This is a genomic window from Acetobacter vaccinii (genome assembly GCF_008365315.1).
GTDB classification, from domain to species: Bacteria; Pseudomonadota; Alphaproteobacteria; order Acetobacterales; family Acetobacteraceae; genus Acetobacter; species Acetobacter vaccinii.
The window spans coordinates 1,782,414-1,801,719 of sequence record NZ_CP043506.1; the positions used below are offsets into that span (position 1 = coordinate 1,782,414).

The 19,306-nt window shown below is 60.5% G+C and carries 19 protein-coding genes; 11 read left to right on the forward strand and 8 right to left on the reverse strand.

Translation table 11 applies throughout. The features are described from left to right. Nucleotides 1-46: 46 nt before the first annotated feature. The 4 genes from FLP30_RS08030 to infC all read left to right on the forward strand — a co-directional run bounded on the left by FLP30_RS08030 (nucleotide 47) and on the right by infC (nucleotide 4,478). A complete protein-coding gene (locus FLP30_RS08030) occupies nucleotides 47-889 on the forward strand; it encodes a tetratricopeptide repeat protein (protein ID WP_149279354.1) in 843 nt (280 codons plus the stop codon). Further along, nucleotides 886-1,821: a glycosyltransferase family 9 protein gene (locus FLP30_RS08035; RefSeq protein ID WP_149279355.1), complete on the forward strand. Its 936-nt coding sequence runs from the start codon at nucleotides 886-888 to the stop codon at nucleotides 1,819-1,821. Before FLP30_RS08030 ends, FLP30_RS08035 begins: the two co-directional genes overlap by 4 nt. A gap of 50 nt (nucleotides 1,822-1,871) precedes the next feature. Beyond that, complete coding sequence (gene thrS, locus FLP30_RS08040; RefSeq protein ID WP_149279356.1) at nucleotides 1,872-3,800, forward strand: threonine--tRNA ligase; 1,929 nt, start codon at nucleotides 1,872-1,874, stop codon at nucleotides 3,798-3,800. Nucleotides 3,801-3,941: 141 nt separating this feature from the next. Continuing rightward, nucleotides 3,942-4,478, forward strand: coding sequence for a translation initiation factor IF-3 (infC, locus tag FLP30_RS08045; RefSeq protein ID WP_149280295.1), 537 nt, complete (start codon nucleotides 3,942-3,944; stop codon nucleotides 4,476-4,478). Between the two features lie 242 nt (nucleotides 4,479-4,720). Here the strand turns inward: infC and FLP30_RS08050 are convergent, their stop codons facing one another. The 5 genes from FLP30_RS08050 to FLP30_RS08070 all read right to left on the reverse strand — a co-directional run bounded on the left by FLP30_RS08050 (nucleotide 4,721) and on the right by FLP30_RS08070 (nucleotide 9,063). Next, complete coding sequence (locus FLP30_RS08050) at nucleotides 4,721-5,443, reverse strand: SIMPL domain-containing protein (protein ID WP_149279357.1); 723 nt, start codon at nucleotides 5,441-5,443, stop codon at nucleotides 4,721-4,723. Beyond that, nucleotides 5,443-5,766, reverse strand: coding sequence for a hypothetical protein (locus FLP30_RS08055; RefSeq protein WP_149279358.1), 324 nt, complete (start codon nucleotides 5,764-5,766; stop codon nucleotides 5,443-5,445). The genes FLP30_RS08050 and FLP30_RS08055 overlap by 1 nt, the downstream gene beginning before the upstream one ends. Nucleotides 5,767-5,880: 114 nt before the next feature. After that, the gene (locus FLP30_RS08060; RefSeq protein ID WP_149279359.1) at nucleotides 5,881-7,332 is read right to left on the reverse strand and encodes a sensor histidine kinase; all 1,452 of its coding nucleotides are present in this window, start codon (nucleotides 7,330-7,332) and stop codon (nucleotides 5,881-5,883) included. Next, nucleotides 7,329-8,006: a response regulator transcription factor gene (locus FLP30_RS08065; RefSeq protein WP_149279360.1), complete on the reverse strand. Its 678-nt coding sequence runs from the start codon at nucleotides 8,004-8,006 to the stop codon at nucleotides 7,329-7,331. Before FLP30_RS08065 ends, FLP30_RS08060 begins: the two co-directional genes overlap by 4 nt. A gap of 73 nt (nucleotides 8,007-8,079) precedes the next feature. After that, complete coding sequence (locus tag FLP30_RS08070; RefSeq protein WP_408834564.1) at nucleotides 8,080-9,063, reverse strand: AI-2E family transporter; 984 nt, start codon at nucleotides 9,061-9,063, stop codon at nucleotides 8,080-8,082. 258 nt (nucleotides 9,064-9,321) lie between these two features. Between FLP30_RS08070 and FLP30_RS08075 the strand changes: the two genes are divergently transcribed. After that, on the forward strand, nucleotides 9,322-10,524 hold the full coding sequence (locus FLP30_RS08075) for an MFS transporter (RefSeq protein WP_246856470.1): 1,203 nt from the start codon (nucleotides 9,322-9,324) through the stop codon (nucleotides 10,522-10,524). A gap of 77 nt (nucleotides 10,525-10,601) precedes the next feature. Here the strand turns inward: FLP30_RS08075 and FLP30_RS08080 are convergent, their stop codons facing one another. After that, on the reverse strand, nucleotides 10,602-12,494 hold the full coding sequence (locus FLP30_RS08080; RefSeq protein ID WP_149279362.1) for an ABC-F family ATP-binding cassette domain-containing protein: 1,893 nt from the start codon (nucleotides 12,492-12,494) through the stop codon (nucleotides 10,602-10,604). A 128-nt stretch (nucleotides 12,495-12,622) separates the two neighbouring features. On the opposite strand from FLP30_RS08080, the gene ndk reads away from it, so the two are divergent. Further along, on the forward strand, nucleotides 12,623-13,045 hold the full coding sequence (gene ndk / locus FLP30_RS08085) for a nucleoside-diphosphate kinase (protein WP_149279363.1): 423 nt from the start codon (nucleotides 12,623-12,625) through the stop codon (nucleotides 13,043-13,045). Between the two features lie 252 nt (nucleotides 13,046-13,297). After that, entirely contained in the window at nucleotides 13,298-14,839 is a 1,542-nt protein-coding gene (gene hpnR, locus FLP30_RS08090; protein WP_149279364.1) for a hopanoid C-3 methylase HpnR, read from the forward strand. A gap of 28 nt (nucleotides 14,840-14,867) precedes the next feature. On the opposite strand, the gene FLP30_RS08095 is transcribed toward hpnR, so the two are convergent. Next, nucleotides 14,868-15,521 carry a hypothetical protein gene (locus FLP30_RS08095; RefSeq protein ID WP_149279365.1) on the reverse strand — a complete coding sequence of 218 codons (654 nt, stop codon included), beginning with the start codon at nucleotides 15,519-15,521 and terminating at the stop codon, nucleotides 14,868-14,870. Between the two features lie 107 nt (nucleotides 15,522-15,628). Here FLP30_RS08095 and FLP30_RS08100 point away from each other — a divergent pair, with 107 nt between their 5' ends. Together FLP30_RS08100 and FLP30_RS08105 are read left to right on the forward strand one after the other, a co-directional pair. Next, the gene (locus FLP30_RS08100; RefSeq protein ID WP_149279366.1) at nucleotides 15,629-15,859 is read left to right on the forward strand and encodes a heavy-metal-associated domain-containing protein; all 231 of its coding nucleotides are present in this window, start codon (nucleotides 15,629-15,631) and stop codon (nucleotides 15,857-15,859) included. A gap of 204 nt (nucleotides 15,860-16,063) precedes the next feature. Next, nucleotides 16,064-16,288, forward strand: a complete 225-nt coding sequence (locus FLP30_RS08105; RefSeq protein WP_246856637.1) for a hypothetical protein — start codon at nucleotides 16,064-16,066, stop codon at nucleotides 16,286-16,288. 12 nt (nucleotides 16,289-16,300) lie between these two features. Here the strand turns inward: FLP30_RS08105 and FLP30_RS08110 are convergent, their stop codons facing one another. Then, complete coding sequence (locus tag FLP30_RS08110; RefSeq protein ID WP_246856471.1) at nucleotides 16,301-16,864, reverse strand: HNH endonuclease; 564 nt, start codon at nucleotides 16,862-16,864, stop codon at nucleotides 16,301-16,303. A 219-nt stretch (nucleotides 16,865-17,083) separates the two neighbouring features. Here FLP30_RS08110 and gluQRS point away from each other — a divergent pair, with 219 nt between their 5' ends. Next, on the forward strand, nucleotides 17,084-17,980 hold the full coding sequence (gluQRS, locus tag FLP30_RS08115; protein WP_149279368.1) for a tRNA glutamyl-Q(34) synthetase GluQRS: 897 nt from the start codon (nucleotides 17,084-17,086) through the stop codon (nucleotides 17,978-17,980). Nucleotides 17,981-18,100: 120 nt separating this feature from the next. Beyond that, nucleotides 18,101-19,303: a pyridoxal phosphate-dependent aminotransferase gene (locus tag FLP30_RS08120; RefSeq protein ID WP_149279369.1), complete on the forward strand. Its 1,203-nt coding sequence runs from the start codon at nucleotides 18,101-18,103 to the stop codon at nucleotides 19,301-19,303. Nucleotides 19,304-19,306: the final 3 nt, after the last annotated feature.

Consider the following 19,306-nt stretch of genomic DNA (forward strand, 5'->3'; position numbering starts at 1 on the left):
GTTCCGGCTTGACCTGGGCAGGCTGCTGTCTGCTAAGGACTTAAGGATGAAATCCGGTGTCCTCCCTTCCATGTCTCTTTCCCTGCCTGTGCGGGGCGTTCTGGCTGGGACAGCGTTGCTGGTCTGGGCATCGTCTGGTGTTGCTGTGTCGCGGCATGGTGCGGCCCGGCCTGATACCAAAGCGACCAACTGGTCAGCCGATGCCTGTATGACCATGCTGGGGGATGATCCGTTTGGTGCGCGTGACTATGCACAGGCCTGGCAGCACCACGGCGGCGGGCGTGATGCCAAGCATTGTCAGGCTCTGGCGCAGCTTCGCACAGGGCAGGAAGAAACAGCCGCCCAGATGCTTGATGACCTGGCCCGCCTGAGCGCACAGGACAACAAGGGCGGGAGTGTCACCCCTCATGCCCGTGCCGCTATTGCGGCAGAAGCGGCGGGGGCATGGCTTGCCATCGGCCAGCCGGTCAAGGCGGAAGACAGCGCGACCTATGGGCTGGGCTTGGCGCCGGGCGATCAGGCGCTGCTGGTCGTGCAGGCGCGTGCCCTGCTGGCGCAGGACAAGGTCGGGCAGGCAGTGCAGAGTCTGACAGCGCTGGTGCAGGCACAGGCTAACGCCGCCCCGCAGGTTTTTGTGCTTCTGGCCTCGGCCGAGCGGCGGGCAGGGCAGATGGACAGTGCCCTGCAACACGTCCAGCACGCGATTGAGGCCGACCCACAAGACCCCGCTGCCTTGCTGGAGCGTGGCATTATCCGTGAACGACGGGGCGACCCTGCTGGTGCCAGAAAAGACTGGCTCCAGGTGCTGGACCTTGCCCCCGACAGCCACGAGGCAGATCTGGCCCGGCAGGATCTTGATATCATGGCGGCCGACCCGGATTCGCAATGACGGCACAGGGGCAGGACACGATAGTGGCACCGTCGCGCGTGCTGGTCATCCGGCTGGGGGCTTTGGGTGATTTTGTGCAGAGCTTCGGGCCGTTCGGGGCTATCCGCAAGGCCCACCCCAAAGCCCATATTACTCTTTTGACCACAAAGCCTTTTGTGGAACTGGCCCGGCTGTCCCCCTGGTTTGATAGCGTGGAGGAAGACACACGGCCCGCCTGGACCGACCTGCGCGGGCTGGCCCGCCTGCGGGGCCAGTTGCGCGGGTATGACAGGGTGTATGACCTCCAGACATCCAGCCGCACGGCCCGCTATTTCAGGCTGGCGGGGCGGCCTGAGTGGTCGGGCCATGCCCGTGGGGCGGCTCTGGTGCATACCAACCCCTGGCGCAACGATATGCACACCCGTGCCCGCCAGCGTAACCAGTTGCAGGAGGCCGGGCTGACTCTGGATGGCGCGCCGGACCTGTCGTGGTTGCGTGGCTATGGGCCGGTCCTGCCTGATCCCTACGCCTTGCTGGTGCCCGGTGCTGCGGCCCACCGGCCTGCCAAACGCTGGCCTGCCCGCCGCTATGGGGAGGTCGCACAGGGCTTGCTGGCGCGGGGTATCCGGCCGGTGATTGTGGGTTCCGGGGCCGAGCAGCCTTTGGTGGAGGCCATACAGGCTGTCTGCCCGCAAAGCCTTGACCTGACAGGGCGCACGTCCCTGCCCGAACTGGCCGGTCTGGCCGCGCGCGCCTGGGGCGCTGTGGGGAATGATACCGGCCCCATGCATCTGGCGGCAGCCATGGGGTGCCGTTGTCTGGTGCTCTTTTCAGCCGAGAGTGTCCCAGCACTGACAGCCCCTGTCGGGCAGGCACCGGGGCAGGTACGGGTGCTTTGGGCGCGTGATCTGGCCTTCCTTTCGGCACAGAGGGTTGCAGCAACGCTCTGGTAGCGCCATTAAGCATGGGTTGTGAATTTTTTCCGATCTGGAGCTTGAGACGTATGCCCGCTATCACCCTGCCTGACGGTTCTGTTCGTAGTTTTGACGGGCCGGTGACGGGCACGACGGTGGCTGAGGCAATCGGCCCCGGTCTGGCCCGTGCCGCCCTTGCGATGGAAGTTGACGGTGTGCTGTGCGATATCCGCCAGTCCATCCGCTCCGACGCGGCCCTGCGTTTTATTACCCGCAAAGACCCCGAAGCCCTTGAACTGATCCGCCATGACGCGGCCCATGTTCTGGCCGAGGCGGTGCAGTCGCTTTTTCCTGGCACGCAGGTCACGATTGGCCCGTCCATTGAAAACGGCTTCTATTACGATTTTTACCGTGCTGAACCGTTCACGCCCGAAGACTTCGCCGCTATTGAGGCGCGGATGAAGGAAATCGTAGCCAGCGCGGCCCCGTTCGAGCGCGATGTCTGGCAGCGTGATGCCGCCATTGCGTTTTTTGAAGAACGTGGGGAGTCCTTCAAGGCTCAACTGATCCGTGACCTGCCAGAGACTGAGGAAATCTCGGTCTATAGGCAGGGGCAGTGGCTGGACCTGTGCCGCGGGCCGCACCTGCGCACCACACAGGATGTTGGCACGGCCTTCAAGCTGATGAAGGTGGCCGGCGCCTACTGGCGTGGTGACCACCGTAACCCCATGCTGACCCGCGTTTACGGCACCGCCTGGCGCGACCAGAAGGAACTGGACGCCTACCTGCTACAGCTTGAAGAAGCAGAGCGGCGTGACCACCGCCGGATCGGGCGGGAAATGGCGCTGTTCCATTTTCAGGAAGAAGCAGTGGGGCAGGTCTTCTGGCATGCCAAGGGCTGGCGCATCTACAGTGTGTTGCAGGATTATATGCGCCGCATGCAGACCCGCCATGGGTATGAGGAAGTGCGCACCCCCCAGCTTGTTGACCGTGGATTGTGGGAGGCCTCCGGCCACTGGGACAAATACCGGCACCACATGTTCATCGCTACAGTGGAGGATGAGGAAAAGACTCTCGCCCTTAAGCCTATGAACTGCCCGTGCCATGTGCAGATTTTCCGCCACGGCCTGCGGTCCTACCGGGAACTGCCGCTGCGTATGGCGGAATTTGGCGCCTGCCACCGTTATGAACCGTCTGGCGCGTTGCATGGCTTGATGCGCGTGCGTGGGTTTACGCAGGACGACGCCCATATTTTCTGCACCGAAGACCAGATTGCTGACGAAACCGTACGGTTTGTGCAGATGCTGCATGATGTGTACGCCGACCTCGGGTTTGAACATGTCCGCGTGAAATTTGCTGACCGGCCTGAGCAGCGCGCAGGTAGCGAGGAAGTCTGGGACAAGGCGGAAGCCGCCCTTAAGGAAGCCTGTGCCGTGGCCGGTGTGGACTACGAGCATAATCCTGGTGAGGGCGCTTTTTACGGCCCCAAGCTGGAGTTTGTGCTGCGGGATGCTATCGGGCGTGACTGGCAGTGCGGCACGTTGCAGGTGGACCTGGTGCTGCCCGAGCGGCTGGATGCCAGCTATGTGGGTGAAGACTCCGCACGGCACCGTCCGGTCATGCTGCACCGGGCCATTCTTGGGTCTTTCGAGCGGTTTCTGGGTATCCTCATTGAGCAGCACGCCGGGCGTTTCCCGCTGTGGCTGGCCCCTGTGCAGGTTGTGGTGGCGTCGATCGTCAGTGACGCGGCCCCGTATGCGCAGGAGGTTACAGCAGCCCTCCGTGCCGCAGGTCTGGTGGCCGAGGCCGATGTCCGCAACGACAAGATCAACGCCAAGGTGCGCGAGCATAGCCTTGCCCGCGTGCCTGTCATTCTTGTCGTCGGGCGTAAGGAAGCCGAGGAGCGTACGGTGGCCATGCGGCGGCTGGGCAGCCAGGCGCAGGAAAGCCTGACGCTGGAAGCCGTTGTCAGCCGTCTGGCTGAGGAAGCAACGCCCCCAGACCTTAAGAAAGCCTGAAGCCTGTTGTGGCAATGCTGCAATGAACAGGTTTTTGTTGTGCGCTGCTTGATAAAAGCCAGAGAATTGCGCACATAATGCCGCCAGACAGGAGTGCCGCAGGGTGCTTCTGTCTTTTGTAACGAATTACAGGAGCCGACCATAGCCAGATCCCCTTATCCCGCGCCGCCAAGCCGTGAAGGGCCGCGGGTAAACGAAGAAATCCGTGTGCCGCAAGTTCGACTGATTGACGAAAACGGCGAAATGGCTGGCATCATGACCGTGCGGGATGCTCTGGCCCGTGCGTATGGTGTCGGCCTTGACCTGCTGGAAATCAGCCCTAACGCTGAGCCGCCTGTCGCGAAGATTCTCGACTACGGCAAGTTCAAATACGAACAGCAGAAAAAGCGCAACGAAGCCAAGAAAAAGCAGAAGGTCATCGAGATCAAGGAAGTCAAGGTTCGCCCGAATATCGACGAAAATGACTACCAGGTCAAAATGCGCGCCATCAAAAGCTTTATTGGCGACGGCGACAAGGTCAAGGTCACGCTGCGTTTCCGTGGTCGTGAAATGGCGCACCAGGAACTGGGGATCAAGGTTCTGGAGCGTGTACGCCTTGAAGTGGAAGAGCTGGTAAAAGTTGAGCAGATGCCGCGTCTTGAAAACCGGCAGATGATCATGGTGCTGGCACCACGCTGACCCCTGCTGGCCCTTACCCAGGCACGGCTTGGGGCAAGGGCAGGTAAGGTGTTTTTAAAGCCCTGTGGCCTTAGCCGCAGGGCTTTTTTGTGCATTGTGTGCGGCCTGGATGCGGTGGAACAGCCGTGTGTTCTGTTACAAAAAACACGACCGTGTCTGGCATGGGTCTGGGTGGCTGCTTACGCCGTGCCTGCAACTGAGCCGCCCCCTGCCAAACGACTGTTGGCAGGGTGGCCGTGCTGTCAGTGGGTCAGAATGACCGTGGCATTGCCACGGGCCCGCACGGTCTGTGTTTCTTCAGTGCTGCTGGGGGGAGTAGTGTCTGCGCTACTGCGTGCCGCCATCATCATGACAGGCATGGGGCGGATGGGCGTGAATTCTGAAAAATTGAGAGTTTCAAACCGCGCCACATGCAGGCCAAGAGACGCCGCCAGTGTTTCGGCCTGTTTTTGCAGGTCCGTGACAGCGTTCTTCTCGGCCTCCAGCAGCAGCCCCTGTCGCCGGGACTCGGACAGAGACCATTCCAGCCCTTCCAGAATCAAGCCGCTGGCCTGGAGTTCACCCGCCAGGGGGAGAAGAGCCTGACCATCACTGGCAGTTAATGTCAGGGATTGCTGGGCTGTCCAGAATGGCCGCGCCTTGTCGGGCCGGGTTTGAGACACGGAGTAGTTCAACGCCGCACTTTTCAGCCCCTTGACCTTGCTGCTCGTAGCCATGGCGCGGCTGATCTGGGCGTTAACGGACTGTTGTGCTGCGGCAGGGCTTTTGCCTTGGGCTTCAACACGGAAGGTGGCGGTAATCTGGTCTGGCGGGGCCTGCACTGTGCCTTCCGCGCTGATATGCAGTTTTGTTTCAGCCGCCGGGCTGGCCGTCTGGGCAAGCCCTGTTGCGGGCATACCAAGGGCCAGAGCAGTCATAAAACCCAGAGTGCGGGCCTGACCATGAAACCGGAATGAATGAAACATTAGGGAGAGCTTCCTTTCAGGATCCGGACCGCACGCCTGAGGCGGGTCAGCCCGATGCGGATGTTGCCGTTACGGCACAGGGTCAGGCCACTTTGTCGTAGGCCTGCGACAATGGGTGATGGCTGAAGCTGATAGGAGTCCACCTCCTGCGCCAGGGCAAGACAAAAAGGAAGACTGTCGGATGTAACGGCGACAGAGGCCTGCGGTTTCTGGGTCTCGATAGGGAAGGGTATCCCGCCGGGGCCAAAAGCAGGCAGGTTGTTTTTCCAGCCGCACCAGTCGTGCCAGGCCGTGGCACCACAGCTGATACTAAGTGTAAGCACGAGAATCAGGCGGGATTGCATGACAAAACTATGGAAATATGACTGCCTGAATTTCAAGGAAACTTGTCGCGCTGAACGATCTATTAACGAAGTGGCGTCAGGAGCCGTTGAGAATCAGCTACTCTGCCTGTCTTCAGCAGGTGGGGCGGCAACAACGGGCAGGTCCAGGGTGACGACAAGGCCCGGCGTATTATCAGCCAGCGCCATGGTGCCACCATGCAGGTGCACAATGGCCTGCACCAGTGTCAGCCCAAGGCCGGAACCGGCAGTCGTACGGGCTTTTTCTGCCCGGAAAAAGCGTTCCGGGGCCAGTGCCATTTCCGCAGCAGACATGCCAATGCCCCGGTCCCGTATTTCCAGCCGGAAAACCTGATTGGATGCACTGTCTGTGGGGGGCTCAACAGTCTGCAAGCTGACGCTCAGGGTAATACAGGTCTGTGGCGCGGAAAATTTAATGGCATTGTCCAGCAGGTTGGCCACCACCTGCTGGATCATCGTCCGGTCACCAAAGAAGGGAAGTTGGGCGGGTAAGGAGGTTGTCAGGCTCAGCCCTCGGTCTTCTGCCAGGGCGTCGTAGAGTTCGATGGTGTCCTGTATGGCGGGCACAAGGTCAAAGTGGGAAAAGGCCGACCGTCTGACGCCCGATTCAATCTGTGCGACCCGCAGCATGGCGCTGCAAATGCCAGCAACGTTGTCCAGGTTCAGGATAGCCTGGTCAATGGCCAGGCGCAGATCGTCCTCGGTTCGGGCATGGCGGGCGGCGTTTTCAAGCTCGGCCCGCGCACGGGTAATGGGTGTGCGCAGGTCATGTGCAATATTGTTGGAAACCTGTGTGACCCCTGCCATCAGGCGGCAGATGCGGTCCAGCATGTCGTTGATGGTGCGGGCGACGTCATCCAGTTCATCTTCCGCGCCGCGGAGGGGAATGCGTTGTGAGATATCACCACGTGTAATGGCAACAGTCGTGTGGTTGATGGAGTGGATAATCCTGCGGAACATGGCGCGGATTGCCCAGCCACCACTGGCGGCGAGGAGTGCGACCACACCACAGGTCCACAGTAGGATATTGTTGAAAATACGCTGGAATTGCGCCCGCCCGCGTATGTCGCGCCCGACTAGCAGACGGTAGCCATCGGGCAATAACCAGGCTCTTAGACGTGCCTGATTGCTCTCGCCATCCCGTTGGACATTGAGGGTGTACCAGGTGTCTTCCCGCTGCAAGGAGGACGGCCAGTGGGCGAGGTTGCCTGCGATGATCCTGCCATCCGGGCTGCACAGCAGGTAGAGGGCATCATCATCAAGGTCCTGTGCAAGACGCATGTTGATGGTTTCGGCCAGACCACCCAGCCCTGTGGTGGTCCATGTGGCCAGCAGGGCGCTGGCGTCGAGCATGGTGGAGTGTTCGGTCCGCTGTTCCAGCATCCCGATGGTGCTCCACCAGATCACAGACAGGAACAGCAGGGTAGAGGTGATGAACAGGGCCCCGTAAGCAAGGCCGAACACCATGCTGACAGACTTCAGCCATGCAAAGCGGGAGGGACGCTGGGTGTTCTGGCCTGCGGTCATTCCTGTAGAACGTAGCCAGCATTCCTGACGGTGTGCACCAGTGGCTGGTCGAAAGGCTTGTCTATTTTCTGCCGCAGGCGGGAAATATGGACATCAATCACATTGGTCTGGGGGTCGAAGTGATAGTCCCAGACACCTTCAAGCAGCATGGTGCGGGTCACAACCTGCCCGGCATGGCGCATCAGAAATTCCAGCAGTCGGAATTCCCGAGGTTGCAGGTCTATCTTCTGGTTGGCGCGCCGCACCGTGCGCGAGAGCAGGTCCATCTCCAGGTCCGAGACACTTAGCCGCGTCTGGGGCAACTGTTCACTGCGGTTGCGGCGGATCAGGGCTTCCAGTCTGGCCTGAAGCTCGGAAAAGGAGAAAGGCTTGGTAACGTAGTCGTCTCCACCAGCTTTGAGCCCGGCTACTTTTTCATCCACATCTGCCATGGCTGACAGCAGCAGGACGGGGGTGCTGTCGCCAGCACCGCGCAGGGTGGACAGCACATGCACACCGTCCATGCCGCCGGGCAGCATCCGGTCGAGAATAATCACATCGAATCGTTCAGCCCCGGCAAGGGCCAGTGCCTGCCGACCGTCTTCTGTGTAGGCGACCTGGTGTCCGGCTTCTTCCAGTCCTTTGGTAATGAGAGTGCGGACAGTTTGATCATCTTCCACGAGAAGAACGCGCATGAACAGTCCTCAGAAGTCGCAAAATACTTGCATAAACTTTATCGTCATCCCGGTTTCCTGTCACGGTTTCTTGCTACACGCGGTCTGTGTCCGACAGTTCTTCTGTCACGCCGTCAAGAATGGACAAAAGGACCGCCGTCAGCGGCGAGGCAAAAATAAGCCCTGGAAAGCCGAGGATAGAACCAAACAGGGTCTGTGACAGCACCGTCAGGGCCGGGGGCATCTGCACCGCATGGCGTTGGATGACAGGGGCTAGCACGTTGCCTTCAAAAAACTGGATGACACTATAAAGCACGGCAACCATGATAGTTTCGCGCGTGCCAAGTGGCAGGGCCAGCAGCAGGGCAGGCACAGCCCCCATGATCGCGCCGATATAGGGTATGAAATTGCAGAGCCCGGCCAGCACACCCAGCGCCAGTGGCAGCGGCACACCAATAAACCATAGCCCGATGGCAGAGAGCGACCCCACCACCAGCATGTCCAGCGACTGTCCGGCCACCCACGCCCATAGGGTGCGGCCTGCCCGCAGGACCAGACTGCGCATGTGCGGGCGCTTGGCGGGGGGGATCAGGCGGAGCATGCCATTGGCATAGGTCGCGGGGGACATGGCAAAATACAGCCCCGCAATCAGCACGACCAGGATGGTCCCCAGCGCCCCGAAAGCTGACCCCAGCATACCGGTCATGGACCCGGCAATGCGCGACCCAAGCGAGGCCAGGCTGCTTTCGCTCCCGTTTTGCTGCCCGCCCATGGAGGTGGGCAGATATTTCAGGATCATCTGACCTGTGGGATCATTTTTCAGGGCAGTACGCAGGGCCGCTTCCTGCTGGCGCAGGGCTTCTTGCAGCCTGATGGCTTCGTTGGCGATGGAGGGGCCGCTGTTCCAGAGCAGGAAGGCGCCGCTACACAGCACGGCCATGACAACAATGCCCAGCGCCCAGCCGTAGGACAGGCGCAGGTGGCGGACCAGAATGTTGGACAGGCCATGCAGCACGACCGCACATAAGACGGAGGCAAAAACCACCATCAGCACATCGCCCAGCAGCCAGATCAGCATGCCAATGGCCAGTGTGGCGAGTGTTGCGCGCAGGAGTCGGACCAGGGCGTCCTGCCATGGCAGTTCCTGCCCCGAAGGGGGGGTATCTTGCGGTATGGGGTCTGAGGCCATGCAGAAAAGCTCTTTCAGAATGGAGGTCTGCTGTGTAACGGCTGTCTGCAGGCTTCGTGGCGCGCAGTGCATAATGTTTTGCATTCTTAGGCATGACTGTCGCGGGCTGAGAAGAAAATTCTGTGGAATCAGGAGCGGAAACTGACAATGTCTGGCAGGAAAGACGGAGGGCTGGCGGCTGCCTCCAAGGCCATTCTTGCCCTGGCGGTAGGCACCTTTGCCATCGGCACGGGGGAATTTGCGGCCATGGGGCTGCTGCCCCAGATGGCGCAGAGCATGCACACGGATATTCCACAGACCGGGCAGGCTATTTCAGCCTATGCGCTGGGGGTGGTTGTTGGCGCTCCGCTGATTGCGGTTGTGGCTGCGCGCATGTCCCGCCGGTCGTTGCTGGTGGGGCTTATGGCGTGGTTTGCTGTTACAAACGGTCTGGGTACACTGGCTGGCACTTTGGGCATGCTGGATCTGGCCCGCTTTATCAGTGGCCTGCCGCATGGTGCTTTTATGGGGGTTGCCGCGCTTGTGGCCGCAGGGCTGGTCGAGCGCGGTTATCGGGGCCGGGCAGTCGGGCGGGTGTTTTCGGGCCTGACCATTGCCAATGTTGTGGGCGCACCGCTGGCGACGTATGTCGGCGGCAGCATGAACTGGCGTCTGGCCTATGTGCTGATCGGGCTTATTGGGGCCGCATGCTGCCTGATGGTGCTGGCATGGGTGCCCTATGACCAACCTAACCGTGCGCGCTCGGCCATTTCGGAACTGGCAGCTTTTAGCCGCAAGCAGGTCTGGTACGTCATGGGCACGGTGGCTGTGGGGTGTGGGGGCATGTTTTGCGTGTACACCTACTTCTCCGTAACCTTGCAGGAGGTCACCGGGGTACCAACCTGGGGCGTGCCGCTGTTTCAGGCCATCTGGGGTGTTGGCATGTGCGTTGGGGCATGGGCTGGCGGCTATCTGATGGACAAAAGCCTGAAGTGGACGACGGTAGGAGCATTCCTGTGGAATGCTTTTGCGCTGGGGCTGTTTGCGCTGGTGGCGCATAATATCTGGCTGACAGCGCTGGCGGTTTTTATGCTGGGTGGTGGTATCGCTCTGTCCCCGGCCATGCAGGTCAGGCTGATGGATGTTGCGGCCGATGCCCAGACTTTGGCGGCATCCATGAACCATGCAGCCTTTAATCTGGCCAATGCCCTTGGGGCGTGGCTGGGCGGGGTTGTTCTGGCATCCGGCTTTGGCCTGTCGGATACAGGCTGGGCAGGTATGGGCCTGTCCCTTGTCGGGCTGCTGCTTTTTGCGTTGTCCCTGCTGTCGGAAAAGCGTGACAACAGCCGGACTGCGACGGCTCACAGGTAAAGCCGTCCATGTGCCTTGCCCGTGCAGGGCGGCTCTGCCGTGCACGGGAATAAGGGGGCTTACACCGGGGAGGGGGATTATCCTTCCTCGTTCTGGGCTTCTTCCATGTCGCTCTGGGCGTTCAGCCAGAGTTCTTCCTGCTCTTCCTGTTCCTTGCCGATAGCGGCAAGGCGTGTGTTCAGGCGCGTGACTTCGGCCGCTTTGCCGTCCGCGTATAGGGCAGGGTCGGCCAGTGTGGTTTCCAGGCGGGCACGTTCATCCGCCAGCTTGGCCAGTCGGGCTTCGGCATCCTTGATAATCTTGCGCAAAGGGGCCAAAGCCTTGCGGCTTTCGGCGCGTTCACGCCTGTCTTCCTTGCGACTGGTGGGCTGGCTGCTGTCCTGACGTGGGCGGCTGGCAGCGCGGTTGCGTTCCAGCAGCCAGCTTCGGTATTCGGTCATATCCCCTTCGAACGGGGTTACCTTGCCATCCGCCACCAGCCAGAGGCGGTCGGCCACAAGTTCGACCAGGTGGGGGTCATGGCTGATCAGCACCACCGCCCCCTCATAATCCGCCAGAGCGCGGATAAGCGCATCGCGCGCGTCGAGGTCAAGGTGGTTGGTGGGTTCGTCCAGCAGCAGAATCTGGGGGGCGTCCCGCGTGGCCAGAGCCAGCAGCAGGCGGGCTTTTTCCCCCCCGGACAGGTCACGCACCTGGGTTTCTGCCCGCTGGGCATCCAGCCCAAAACGCGCAAGCTGGGCCCGTACGACCGGGGGCGTGGCCTTGGGCAGGGCGCGTGCCATGTGGTCTACTGGCGTTTGTTCCAGACGGAGTTCTTCAGCCTGATGCTGGGCGAAATAGCCGATCTTCAGGCGTGGGTTGCGCTCCACTGTGCCTGAGAGAGGGTCCAGACGCCCGGCAATCAGCTTGACCAGGGTGGATTTGCCGTTGCCATTGGCTCCCAGCAGGGCAATGCGATCTTCCATATCCAGCCGCATGGACAGGTTGGACAGAATACTGCGCCCGTCATACCCCACGCTGGCCCGCTCCATGCGGAGGATGGGGGGCGGCAGACCTTCAGGTTCGGGGAAAGAGAACTGGGTGGCCGCGTCCTCGACTACCGACTCGATTACAGGTAGTTTTTCAAGCGCTTTCAGGCGGGCCTGAGCCTGCTTGGCCTTGGTGGCCTTGGCGCGAAAGCGGTCGACAAAGGACTGCATATGCGCCCGCCGAGCCGCAATTTTTTCAGCCTGACGGGTTTGCTGCAACGCGTGCTCGGTGCGGATGCGCACAAAGTTCTCGTATCCACCGGGGGTCAGGGTCAGGTGGCCACGGTCCAGATGGGCAATGGCATCCACGCAGGAATCGAGCAGGCCACGGTCATGGCTGACAATCAGCGCAGCGCCTGAGAAGCGGCGCAGCCAGTCCTCCAGCCACAGTGTGGCTTCCAGGTCCAGGTGGTTTGTCGGCTCGTCCAGCAGCAGCAGGTCAGGCTCAAGGAACAGCGCTGTGGCAAGCGAGACACGCATGCGCCAGCCGCCTGAAAAGTCGGAAACAGGGCGGGCCTGGGCTGCGGCGTCAAACCCCAACCCGGACAGGACAGAGGCCGCGCGGGCCGGGGCGCTGTCGGCCTGGATCGCGCGCAGGCGTTCATGAATTTCGGCAATCCGCATGGGGTCGGAGGCCTGCTCGGACTCGGCCAGCAGGGCGCTGCGTTCCAGATCGCCCGCCAGCACGGTGTCCAGCAGGGAGGCACCGTCAGACGGGGCTTCCTGCTTGATGCGCGCCATGCGCGCGCGGGAGGACAGGCGGATTTCCCCCCCATCGGGGGGGATGTCTCCGGCTATGGCAGCCAGCAGGGTGGACTTGCCAGCCCCATTGCGCCCGACAAGCCCGACCTTGCGGCCGGGGTCGATGGACAGGCTGGCATGGTCCAGCAGGAGGCGGCCCGCCATGCGGAGGGTCAGGTCGGAGATGACAAGAAGGCTCAACGTGGCACTCGTTTCTAGCGGAATCGGATCATTACATTCTGGCAGGTACCTACCAGCCCGCGCCGATATGCTCTAGATGGTGCGTGAACCGGCACCACAGTGTGGCGGATATTGAACAGGAGAGCCCAATGGCTAAGGAACGCACCCTTTCCATCATTAAGCCCGACGCAACGCGCCGCAACCTGACCGGCAAGATCAATGCCGTGTTCGAAGATGCAGGTCTGAGCATTGTTGCCCAGAAGCGCGTCCAGCTGACCCCGGCCCAGGCTGGCGCGTTTTACGCTGTGCACAAGGAACGCCCCTTCTACAACGATCTGGTGTCCTTCATGATCTCCGGCCCGGTTGTGCTGCAGGTGCTCGAAGGCGAAAACGCCGTCGCCAAGAACCGTGAAGTCATGGGCGCTACCGACCCCAGCAAGGCCGAAGCCAACACCGTGCGCGCGCAGTTTGCAGAAAGCATCGAAGCCAACTCCGTGCATGGCTCCGACAGCGCTGAGAACGCTGCTAACGAAATCCGCTTCTTCTTTGCTGAAACGGAAATCCTGCCGTAATCCTGCCTTCGGGTATGATTGCACGACGGGCGCCCCTGCCATGCAGGTGGCGCCCGTTTCTGTTTTGGGCGTGTGTACAAGCCCCCACAGCCAGATAAACGCCCCACGCATGGGAGGTGCCGCCCACCAGACCACGACGGTCACGGTGTTTGTACTTTAGGGAGTCAGACCATCTGATACACTCATTACGCGGGCCGTGCCGGTAACCCCGACAGGCATGGCGGCTGGTCCGTTCCTGCGGAAAGGAATGTCATGAAAGTTCTGGCGGTTCATCCCAGCGCCCTCATGTATACCAAGGTCTTCCTACGGCTGGAGCCTCTGGGCCTGGAACTGGTGGCAGGGGCTGCGCGCAATGCGGGCCATGATGTCCGGATTATCGACCTTCAGGTTGAAACGCATGATGACTACTGGGCACTGCTGGAGGATTTCCAGCCCGATGTTGTCTGCTATTCCGGCAGCTACCTTGCCAATGTGCCCGAAATTCTCGACCTGTGCCGGGCTACCCGCTACCGTATTCCAACCGTTGTGCAGGTTATTGGCGGGCATTCGGTCTCCTTTATTGCGCGGGATGTGCTGGAACTGGCTGAAGGCACGGTCAACTGCATTCTCAAGGGCGAGGGCGATGCAACCATCGGCCTGCTACTGGATGCCGTCGGCAAGGGGGAGGATATTCTGACCGTCCCAGGGGTCGTGACACTGGACGGGGAAGGGCCACCACCTGTTTTTGTGCAATCCTTGGATGATATCCGCCCTGCGCGAGACCTTTTGCGGCACCGCAAAAAATACTTCATCGGGACATTGGACCCTGCGGCATCAATTGAGTTTGCGCGTGGTTGCCCGTGGGACTGCACCTTCTGTTCCGCCTGGACCTTCTATGGCCGCTCCTACCGTACTGCCAGCCCGCAGGTCATCGCGGATGAGCTGGAGGAGATCGAGGAGCCCGGTATTTTCATCGTCGATGACGTGGCGTTTGTGCATGAAGAGCACGGTATGGCCATCGCGGATGAAATCAGGAAACGGGGGATCAAGAAGGAATATTACCTAGAAACGCGTGCCGATGTGCTGTTGCGGAACAAGGAGGTCTTCAAGGTCTGGAGCGAGATTGGTCTGTCCTACATCTTCATCGGCATGGAAGCCGTGGATGAGGAAGGGCTGAAGCAGTTCCGCAAGCGCGTGTCGCTGGACAAGAATTTCGAGGCGCTGGAATATGCGCGCTCTCTTGGTCTTATCGTGGCTATCAACATTATTGCCGACCCGTCGTGGGACAAGGAGCGGTTTGAGACCATCCGGCAGTGGTGTCTGGAAATTCCGGAAATTGTTAATCTGTCCGTGACAACGCCCTATCCCGGCACGGAAATCTGGCACAAGGAAGCGCGCCGCCTGACCACGCGGGACTACAGGCTGTTTGACATCCAGCATGCGGTGCTACCCACAAAGCTGCCCTTGCCGGAGTTTTATGAAGAACTGGTCAAGACCCAGCAGGTGCTTAACACCAAGCATATGGGATGGCAGGCGCTCAAGGATACGGCAGGCATTGCGGCCCGGCTGTTGCGCAACGGGCAAACCAACTTTGTCAAAATGCTCTGGAAGTTCAATTCCGTCTTCAACCCGGCCCTGCAACTGGCAGACCACCAGCGCCCCGCCCGCTACCTTATGCCTGTCCAGCCCGATGTCGTGCAGAATGTTGATCGTAAAGACCTGTATGTGCATGGCCCCGGAGGGCGCAAGACCCGTGCGCTGGATGACGCAACCGAGAAATTTGTCGATACGACCCGCATGGGTGAGGACGCCTGACCATTCCTTAGTGCAGGAGGGTACCTGCTCAGGCCGGGGGTAGGCCAAGTGTTTGTGGGGTATAGGTTTCCACAACCGCGCTGAATGCGGTGCCGCTGCCTGTATGCAAGGTGGCGGCGTGCCGGAAGATATGCTCGGGCATGGCCAGTGGTGTGCCCTCCGGCCCAGCGGGGATAACCGGAGTATGTGGCCAGCCGTCGGGCAGGGGAGACCAAAGTGTTTCACGAGTAACAAGCCTGCGTGAAAACCCCAGAGGCTGCACAACATGCCCGAAGGGAATGCTGGTTGTCTCAAGCTGGGCCAGCATAAAGCTGGTCAGCAGGTCTGGCCTGTACCAGTTCTCGGCTTTGGAAAAAATGCGCCCATCCGCGACAAGGTGGATTTTCCTGTAACGCAGGGGGACTGATTGCGGGTCGGCGGGTATATTCAGGGCCGCCCGCAAAGGGGGAGGGCAGGGTGGTGGGCAGTCTGTTGCAACGTGCTCCACCCGCAGGGGCAGACTATCAGTAATGTGGGTGTCACGCAGCCAGCCCTCCATGGTCAGGGTGGCACTGCTGCTCGCCAGCAACCTGCTTTCAAACCGGCTGATCAGTACGGCCAGTGTCAGGCGGTGCAGGACAGTGTCCTGCCATGGGGCTGTGTGCGGCGGAGTGGGGCGGTGTTCAGGCATGGGGTGGAGCATACATGCTCTTGCCGTGTGTGACTTCCCTGTTTCTCAATAGGGTGGAGTTGCGCTATGGAAAGCGGAAGCACCAGCGTTTTTTATTTCAGGGTTATGGAGCACGGATAATGGCCGACAAGGCAACGGAAAGCTTGAGCACAGCAGATTTTCTGGTCGAAGGCATGACATGCGATGGTTGCGCCTCTGCCGTTAAACGGGCTCTGGCTGCCATTGATGGCGTGGAAAGCACGCAGGTCAACCTGTCCAAGAACGAAGTGGTTGTTACGTATGATCCGGCGCGCGCTGGCGTGTCCTCGTTGCAGAACGCCATCCGTGGTGCGGGTTACGAAGTAGGCTGACACGGCGGGCCTGCCATGCGTCTGCGCGAAAGGGGGGGTGAGCGTGCCTCCCTAGCTGCGGCTGCGTGAACATGGCAGCATAGATGCACGGCCCGGAGAGTGGCTGCAATCAGGACAGGCAGGGTTTTCGTGACATACAAAGCAAGCAAACTGGCGTTGGGCCTTGTGGTGGGGACAGCCCTGCTGGGTGGGTGTTCGTCCGAAATGGGGCGCAGGCCGCTTGTGGATACGGATATTACCTGCCTGCGCAAGCAGATGGCCGGGCCCATGTTCCTCAGCTTTCCGCTGGCGGCCAATACCTGCCAGCGCATGACAGGCCATGGTTTGCTTCTGGCCGACAAAAACCCCAAGCCAATTGCGCTTGACCTTAAAGGCGCTCCCGACCTGCAAGCCCAGGCGGATGAATACGGCTACCACTACACCCGCTAAGGGGGCGTGGGGTCAGCTTTCCAGTTCGGTGTCCCAGTACAGGTAGTCGCACCAGCTTTTGTGCAGGTAGTTGGGTGGAAAGGCGCGGCCGTTGTCCTGGAGTTCCCACGATGTCGGGCGCGCAGGCGTCCTGCGTGGGATCATGCCGATGTGGTGGGGCATATGCGGGCCTTTACGCAGGTTGCAGACACCACAGGCCGTGACAACATTTTCCCAGCTTGTGCGCCCGCCTTTGCAACGGGGGATAACGTGGTCAAACGTCAGTTCCTGCGTGGGGTAGCGCTCCCCGCAGTACTGGCATGAAAAGTTGTCACGCAGGAAGACATTGAAGCGCGTAAAGGCTGGTTTGCGGGCTGAGGGAACATAGTCTTTCAGTGCGATCACACTGGGGAGGCGGAATGTCTGTCGGGGGGAGTGTACTTCCGCATCGTATTCGCTCAGGACCGAGACCCGGTCCAGGCAGACAGCCTTCATGGTGTCCTGCCAGGACCATAGGGACAAGGGAAAATAGGACAGGGGCCGGAAGTCGGCGTTCAGCACAAGGGCTGGAAAATTCAGGGTACTGCCATCCGCCAAGTCGCGTCTCCTCATCGTTTCCGAGGACGCTGCGCTTCAGGGCTGTTCATACCTGGAAGCGACCGTCAGAGAAATGCGTCGTCAAGATAAGTGCCGCCGTCACTATTGCAGACCGAGCAGAGGCGCGCAAGAAAGTGGAAAGAATTAACATAAATATTACAGTGTACTCGTGGTCGTCTGGCATGTACTGGGTTGGATGAAATGGCTGCTCAAGGGTCTATGAATTTTCCATTACAGTGTAATACATCAAGTACTTATGGCTGGCGGACACGCTTTGCCCCCAGCCCGACGGGCTTTTTGCATCTGGGGCATGTTGCCTCGGCGCTGCATGGGTGGGCGTTTTCCCGTTCGGGCGGTGCATGGCTGGTTCGGATGGAAGATATTGACCCCCAGCGCTGCCGACCTGCGTATGCTCAGGCCATTCTGGAGGACCTGGCATGGCTCGGGCTGGAACCAGAGGGTGAGGTGGTGCACCAGTCGGAACGGATGGCGGCTTATGGGCAAGTGTTGGAGACATTGGACAGGCTGGGCGTGCTTTATCCATGTTTTTGCACGCGCTCGGAGATTGCGCGTGAAAGTACAGCCATGTTTTCCGCCCCGCATACAGCCCCCGATGGCAGTGTGCTGTACCCTGGTCGGTGCCACCATATGACGGGGGCGGAGCGTGCGGCCCGTATGGCGGAGGGGCAACCCTATGTATTGCGGCTGGACATGGCGCGCGCCTGCGCCAGGGTGGCGGCACAGCCTCTGACCTATCAGGACCTGGCGCTGGGCACAGTGGAGTGTCAGCCAGAACTGTTTGGTGATGTTGTTCTGGCCCGCCGGGATGTGCCAGCCTCCTACCATCTGTGTGTCACGCATGATGATGCCGCGCAGGGTGTGACCTTGGTCACGCGGGGGGTGGACCTGCGGCCTGCGACAGACCTGCACAGGTTGTTGCAGGCCCTTATGGAGTGGCCAACACCAGCCTATGCGTTCCATCCGCTGTTATGTGATGCCGAAGGCCGCAGGCTGGCCAAGCGGGATGGTGCCCAGTCGGTGCGGGATATGCGCGCAGCAGGAATGCACGCGCAGGATGTCCGCCATGCAGCGATGGCGGGTGATAAAAAACAGTAATATAGCTGTCTTCTCCGGTTCCGCCCGACGAGGAACAGGACTAGTGTGTGCCGCGATACAGCAAGTTGTTCCCTGCGCCGTGACCTGGACTGCGGGAACAGTGTCGGAAAGTAAGAAACCATGAGTATTGTTGCTGACCGCCTCAACAGGATCAGCCCCAGCCAGACCATTGTCATGACCACACGTGCCCGTGCGCTCAAGGCCGAAGGTCGGGATATCATCAGCCTTTCCGCAGGTGAGCCCGATTTTCCCACGCCGGAAAACATCGCACGTGCGGCCAGCAAGGCTATCGAAGCCGGGCAGACACGTTATACGGACGTGGCCGGTACGCTTGAACTGCGTAAAGCCGTGGCCGCACGTTTCCGCCAGGACAGCGGGCTGGACTACACGCCTGAGGAGGTCATTGTTTCCACAGGTGGCAAACAGGTGATCTACAACGCCATGATGGCGACGTTGAATCCTGGTGATGAAGCCATTATTCCCGCCCCGTGCTGGGTGTCCTACCCCGACATCGTCACCTTGGCGGAAGGTGTGCCCGTTGTGGTGCCGTGCCGCCGCGAAAACGGTTTTCGGCTGACGGCGGAGGAGCTGGAAGCCGCGATTACCCCGCGCACAAAATGGCTTTTCCTCAACTCCCCCTGTAACCCCACCGGGGTTGCCTATTCTGCGGAGGACCTGCGGCCGCTGTGTGACGTGCTGCTGCGCCACCCGCATGTGTGGGTTTTCACTGACGATATTTATGCCAAGCTGACGTATGACGGCTTCCGCCCCGCAACGTTTGTTGAGGTCGAGCCCCTGCTGCGTAGCCGCACGGTCACCATGAATGGTGTGTCCAAGGCTTATGCCATGACAGGCTGGCGCGTGGGCTTTTCCGGCGCACCAGTGGAACTGACTAAGGCGATGAACAAGCTACAGGGCCAGTCCACATCCAACACCTGCTCCATTGCGCAGGCTGCTGCAGTGGAAGCCCTGACAGGCCCGCAGGATTTTATCCGCACCATGGTGGAAACCTATCAGGCCCGCCGTGACATGGTGGTGGCCATGCTGCGTGAGGCCAAAGGCCTGTCCTGCGATATCCCTCAGGGGGCGTTCTATGTTTTCCCGAGCATTGAAGACTGCCTGGGCAAAACATCCCCCGGTGGGCGTGAACTGGTGACGGATGAAGACTTCGTGACCGCCCTGCTGGAGGAAGAAGGTGTGGCTGCCGTGCATGGCTCCGCCTTCATGTTCCCCGGTTACATGCGTATTTCCTACGCGACGGATACGGACAGCCTGCGTAAGGCCTGCACACGTATCCAGCGTTTCTGCGCAGGGATTCTGTAAGAG

Bases quoted from the DNA above. Each gene is read 5' to 3' on its own strand.
- FLP30_RS08065 (WP_149279360.1), bottom strand. From the start codon at position 8,006: ATGCGCGTTCTTCTCGTGGAAGATGATCAAACTGTCCGCACTCTCATT.
- thrS (WP_149279356.1), top strand. From the start codon at position 1,872: ATGCCCGCTATCACCCTGCCTGACGGTTCTGTTCGTAGTTTTGACGGG.
- FLP30_RS08070 (WP_408834564.1), bottom strand. From the start codon at position 9,063: ATGCTGATCTGGCTGCTGGGCGATGTGCTGATGGTGGTTTTTGCCTCC.
- FLP30_RS08120 (WP_149279369.1), top strand. From the start codon at position 18,101: ATGAGTATTGTTGCTGACCGCCTCAACAGGATCAGCCCCAGCCAGACC.
- FLP30_RS08050 (WP_149279357.1), bottom strand. From the start codon at position 5,443: ATGTTTCATTCATTCCGGTTTCATGGTCAGGCCCGCACTCTGGGTTTT.
- ndk (WP_149279363.1), top strand. From the start codon at position 12,623: ATGGCTAAGGAACGCACCCTTTCCATCATTAAGCCCGACGCAACGCGC.
- FLP30_RS08060 (WP_149279359.1), bottom strand. From the start codon at position 7,332: ATGACCGCAGGCCAGAACACCCAGCGTCCCTCCCGCTTTGCATGGCTG.
- FLP30_RS08030 (WP_149279354.1), top strand. From the start codon at position 47: ATGAAATCCGGTGTCCTCCCTTCCATGTCTCTTTCCCTGCCTGTGCGG.
- FLP30_RS08105 (WP_246856637.1), top strand. From the start codon at position 16,064: ATGGGGCGCAGGCCGCTTGTGGATACGGATATTACCTGCCTGCGCAAG.
- FLP30_RS08100 (WP_149279366.1), top strand. From the start codon at position 15,629: ATGGCCGACAAGGCAACGGAAAGCTTGAGCACAGCAGATTTTCTGGTC.
- FLP30_RS08035 (WP_149279355.1), top strand. From the start codon at position 886: ATGACGGCACAGGGGCAGGACACGATAGTGGCACCGTCGCGCGTGCTG.
- gluQRS (WP_149279368.1), top strand. From the start codon at position 17,084: ATGAATTTTCCATTACAGTGTAATACATCAAGTACTTATGGCTGGCGG.
- hpnR (WP_149279364.1), top strand. From the start codon at position 13,298: ATGAAAGTTCTGGCGGTTCATCCCAGCGCCCTCATGTATACCAAGGTC.
- FLP30_RS08095 (WP_149279365.1), bottom strand. From the start codon at position 15,521: ATGCTCCACCCCATGCCTGAACACCGCCCCACTCCGCCGCACACAGCC.
- FLP30_RS08075 (WP_246856470.1), top strand. From the start codon at position 9,322: ATGTCTGGCAGGAAAGACGGAGGGCTGGCGGCTGCCTCCAAGGCCATT.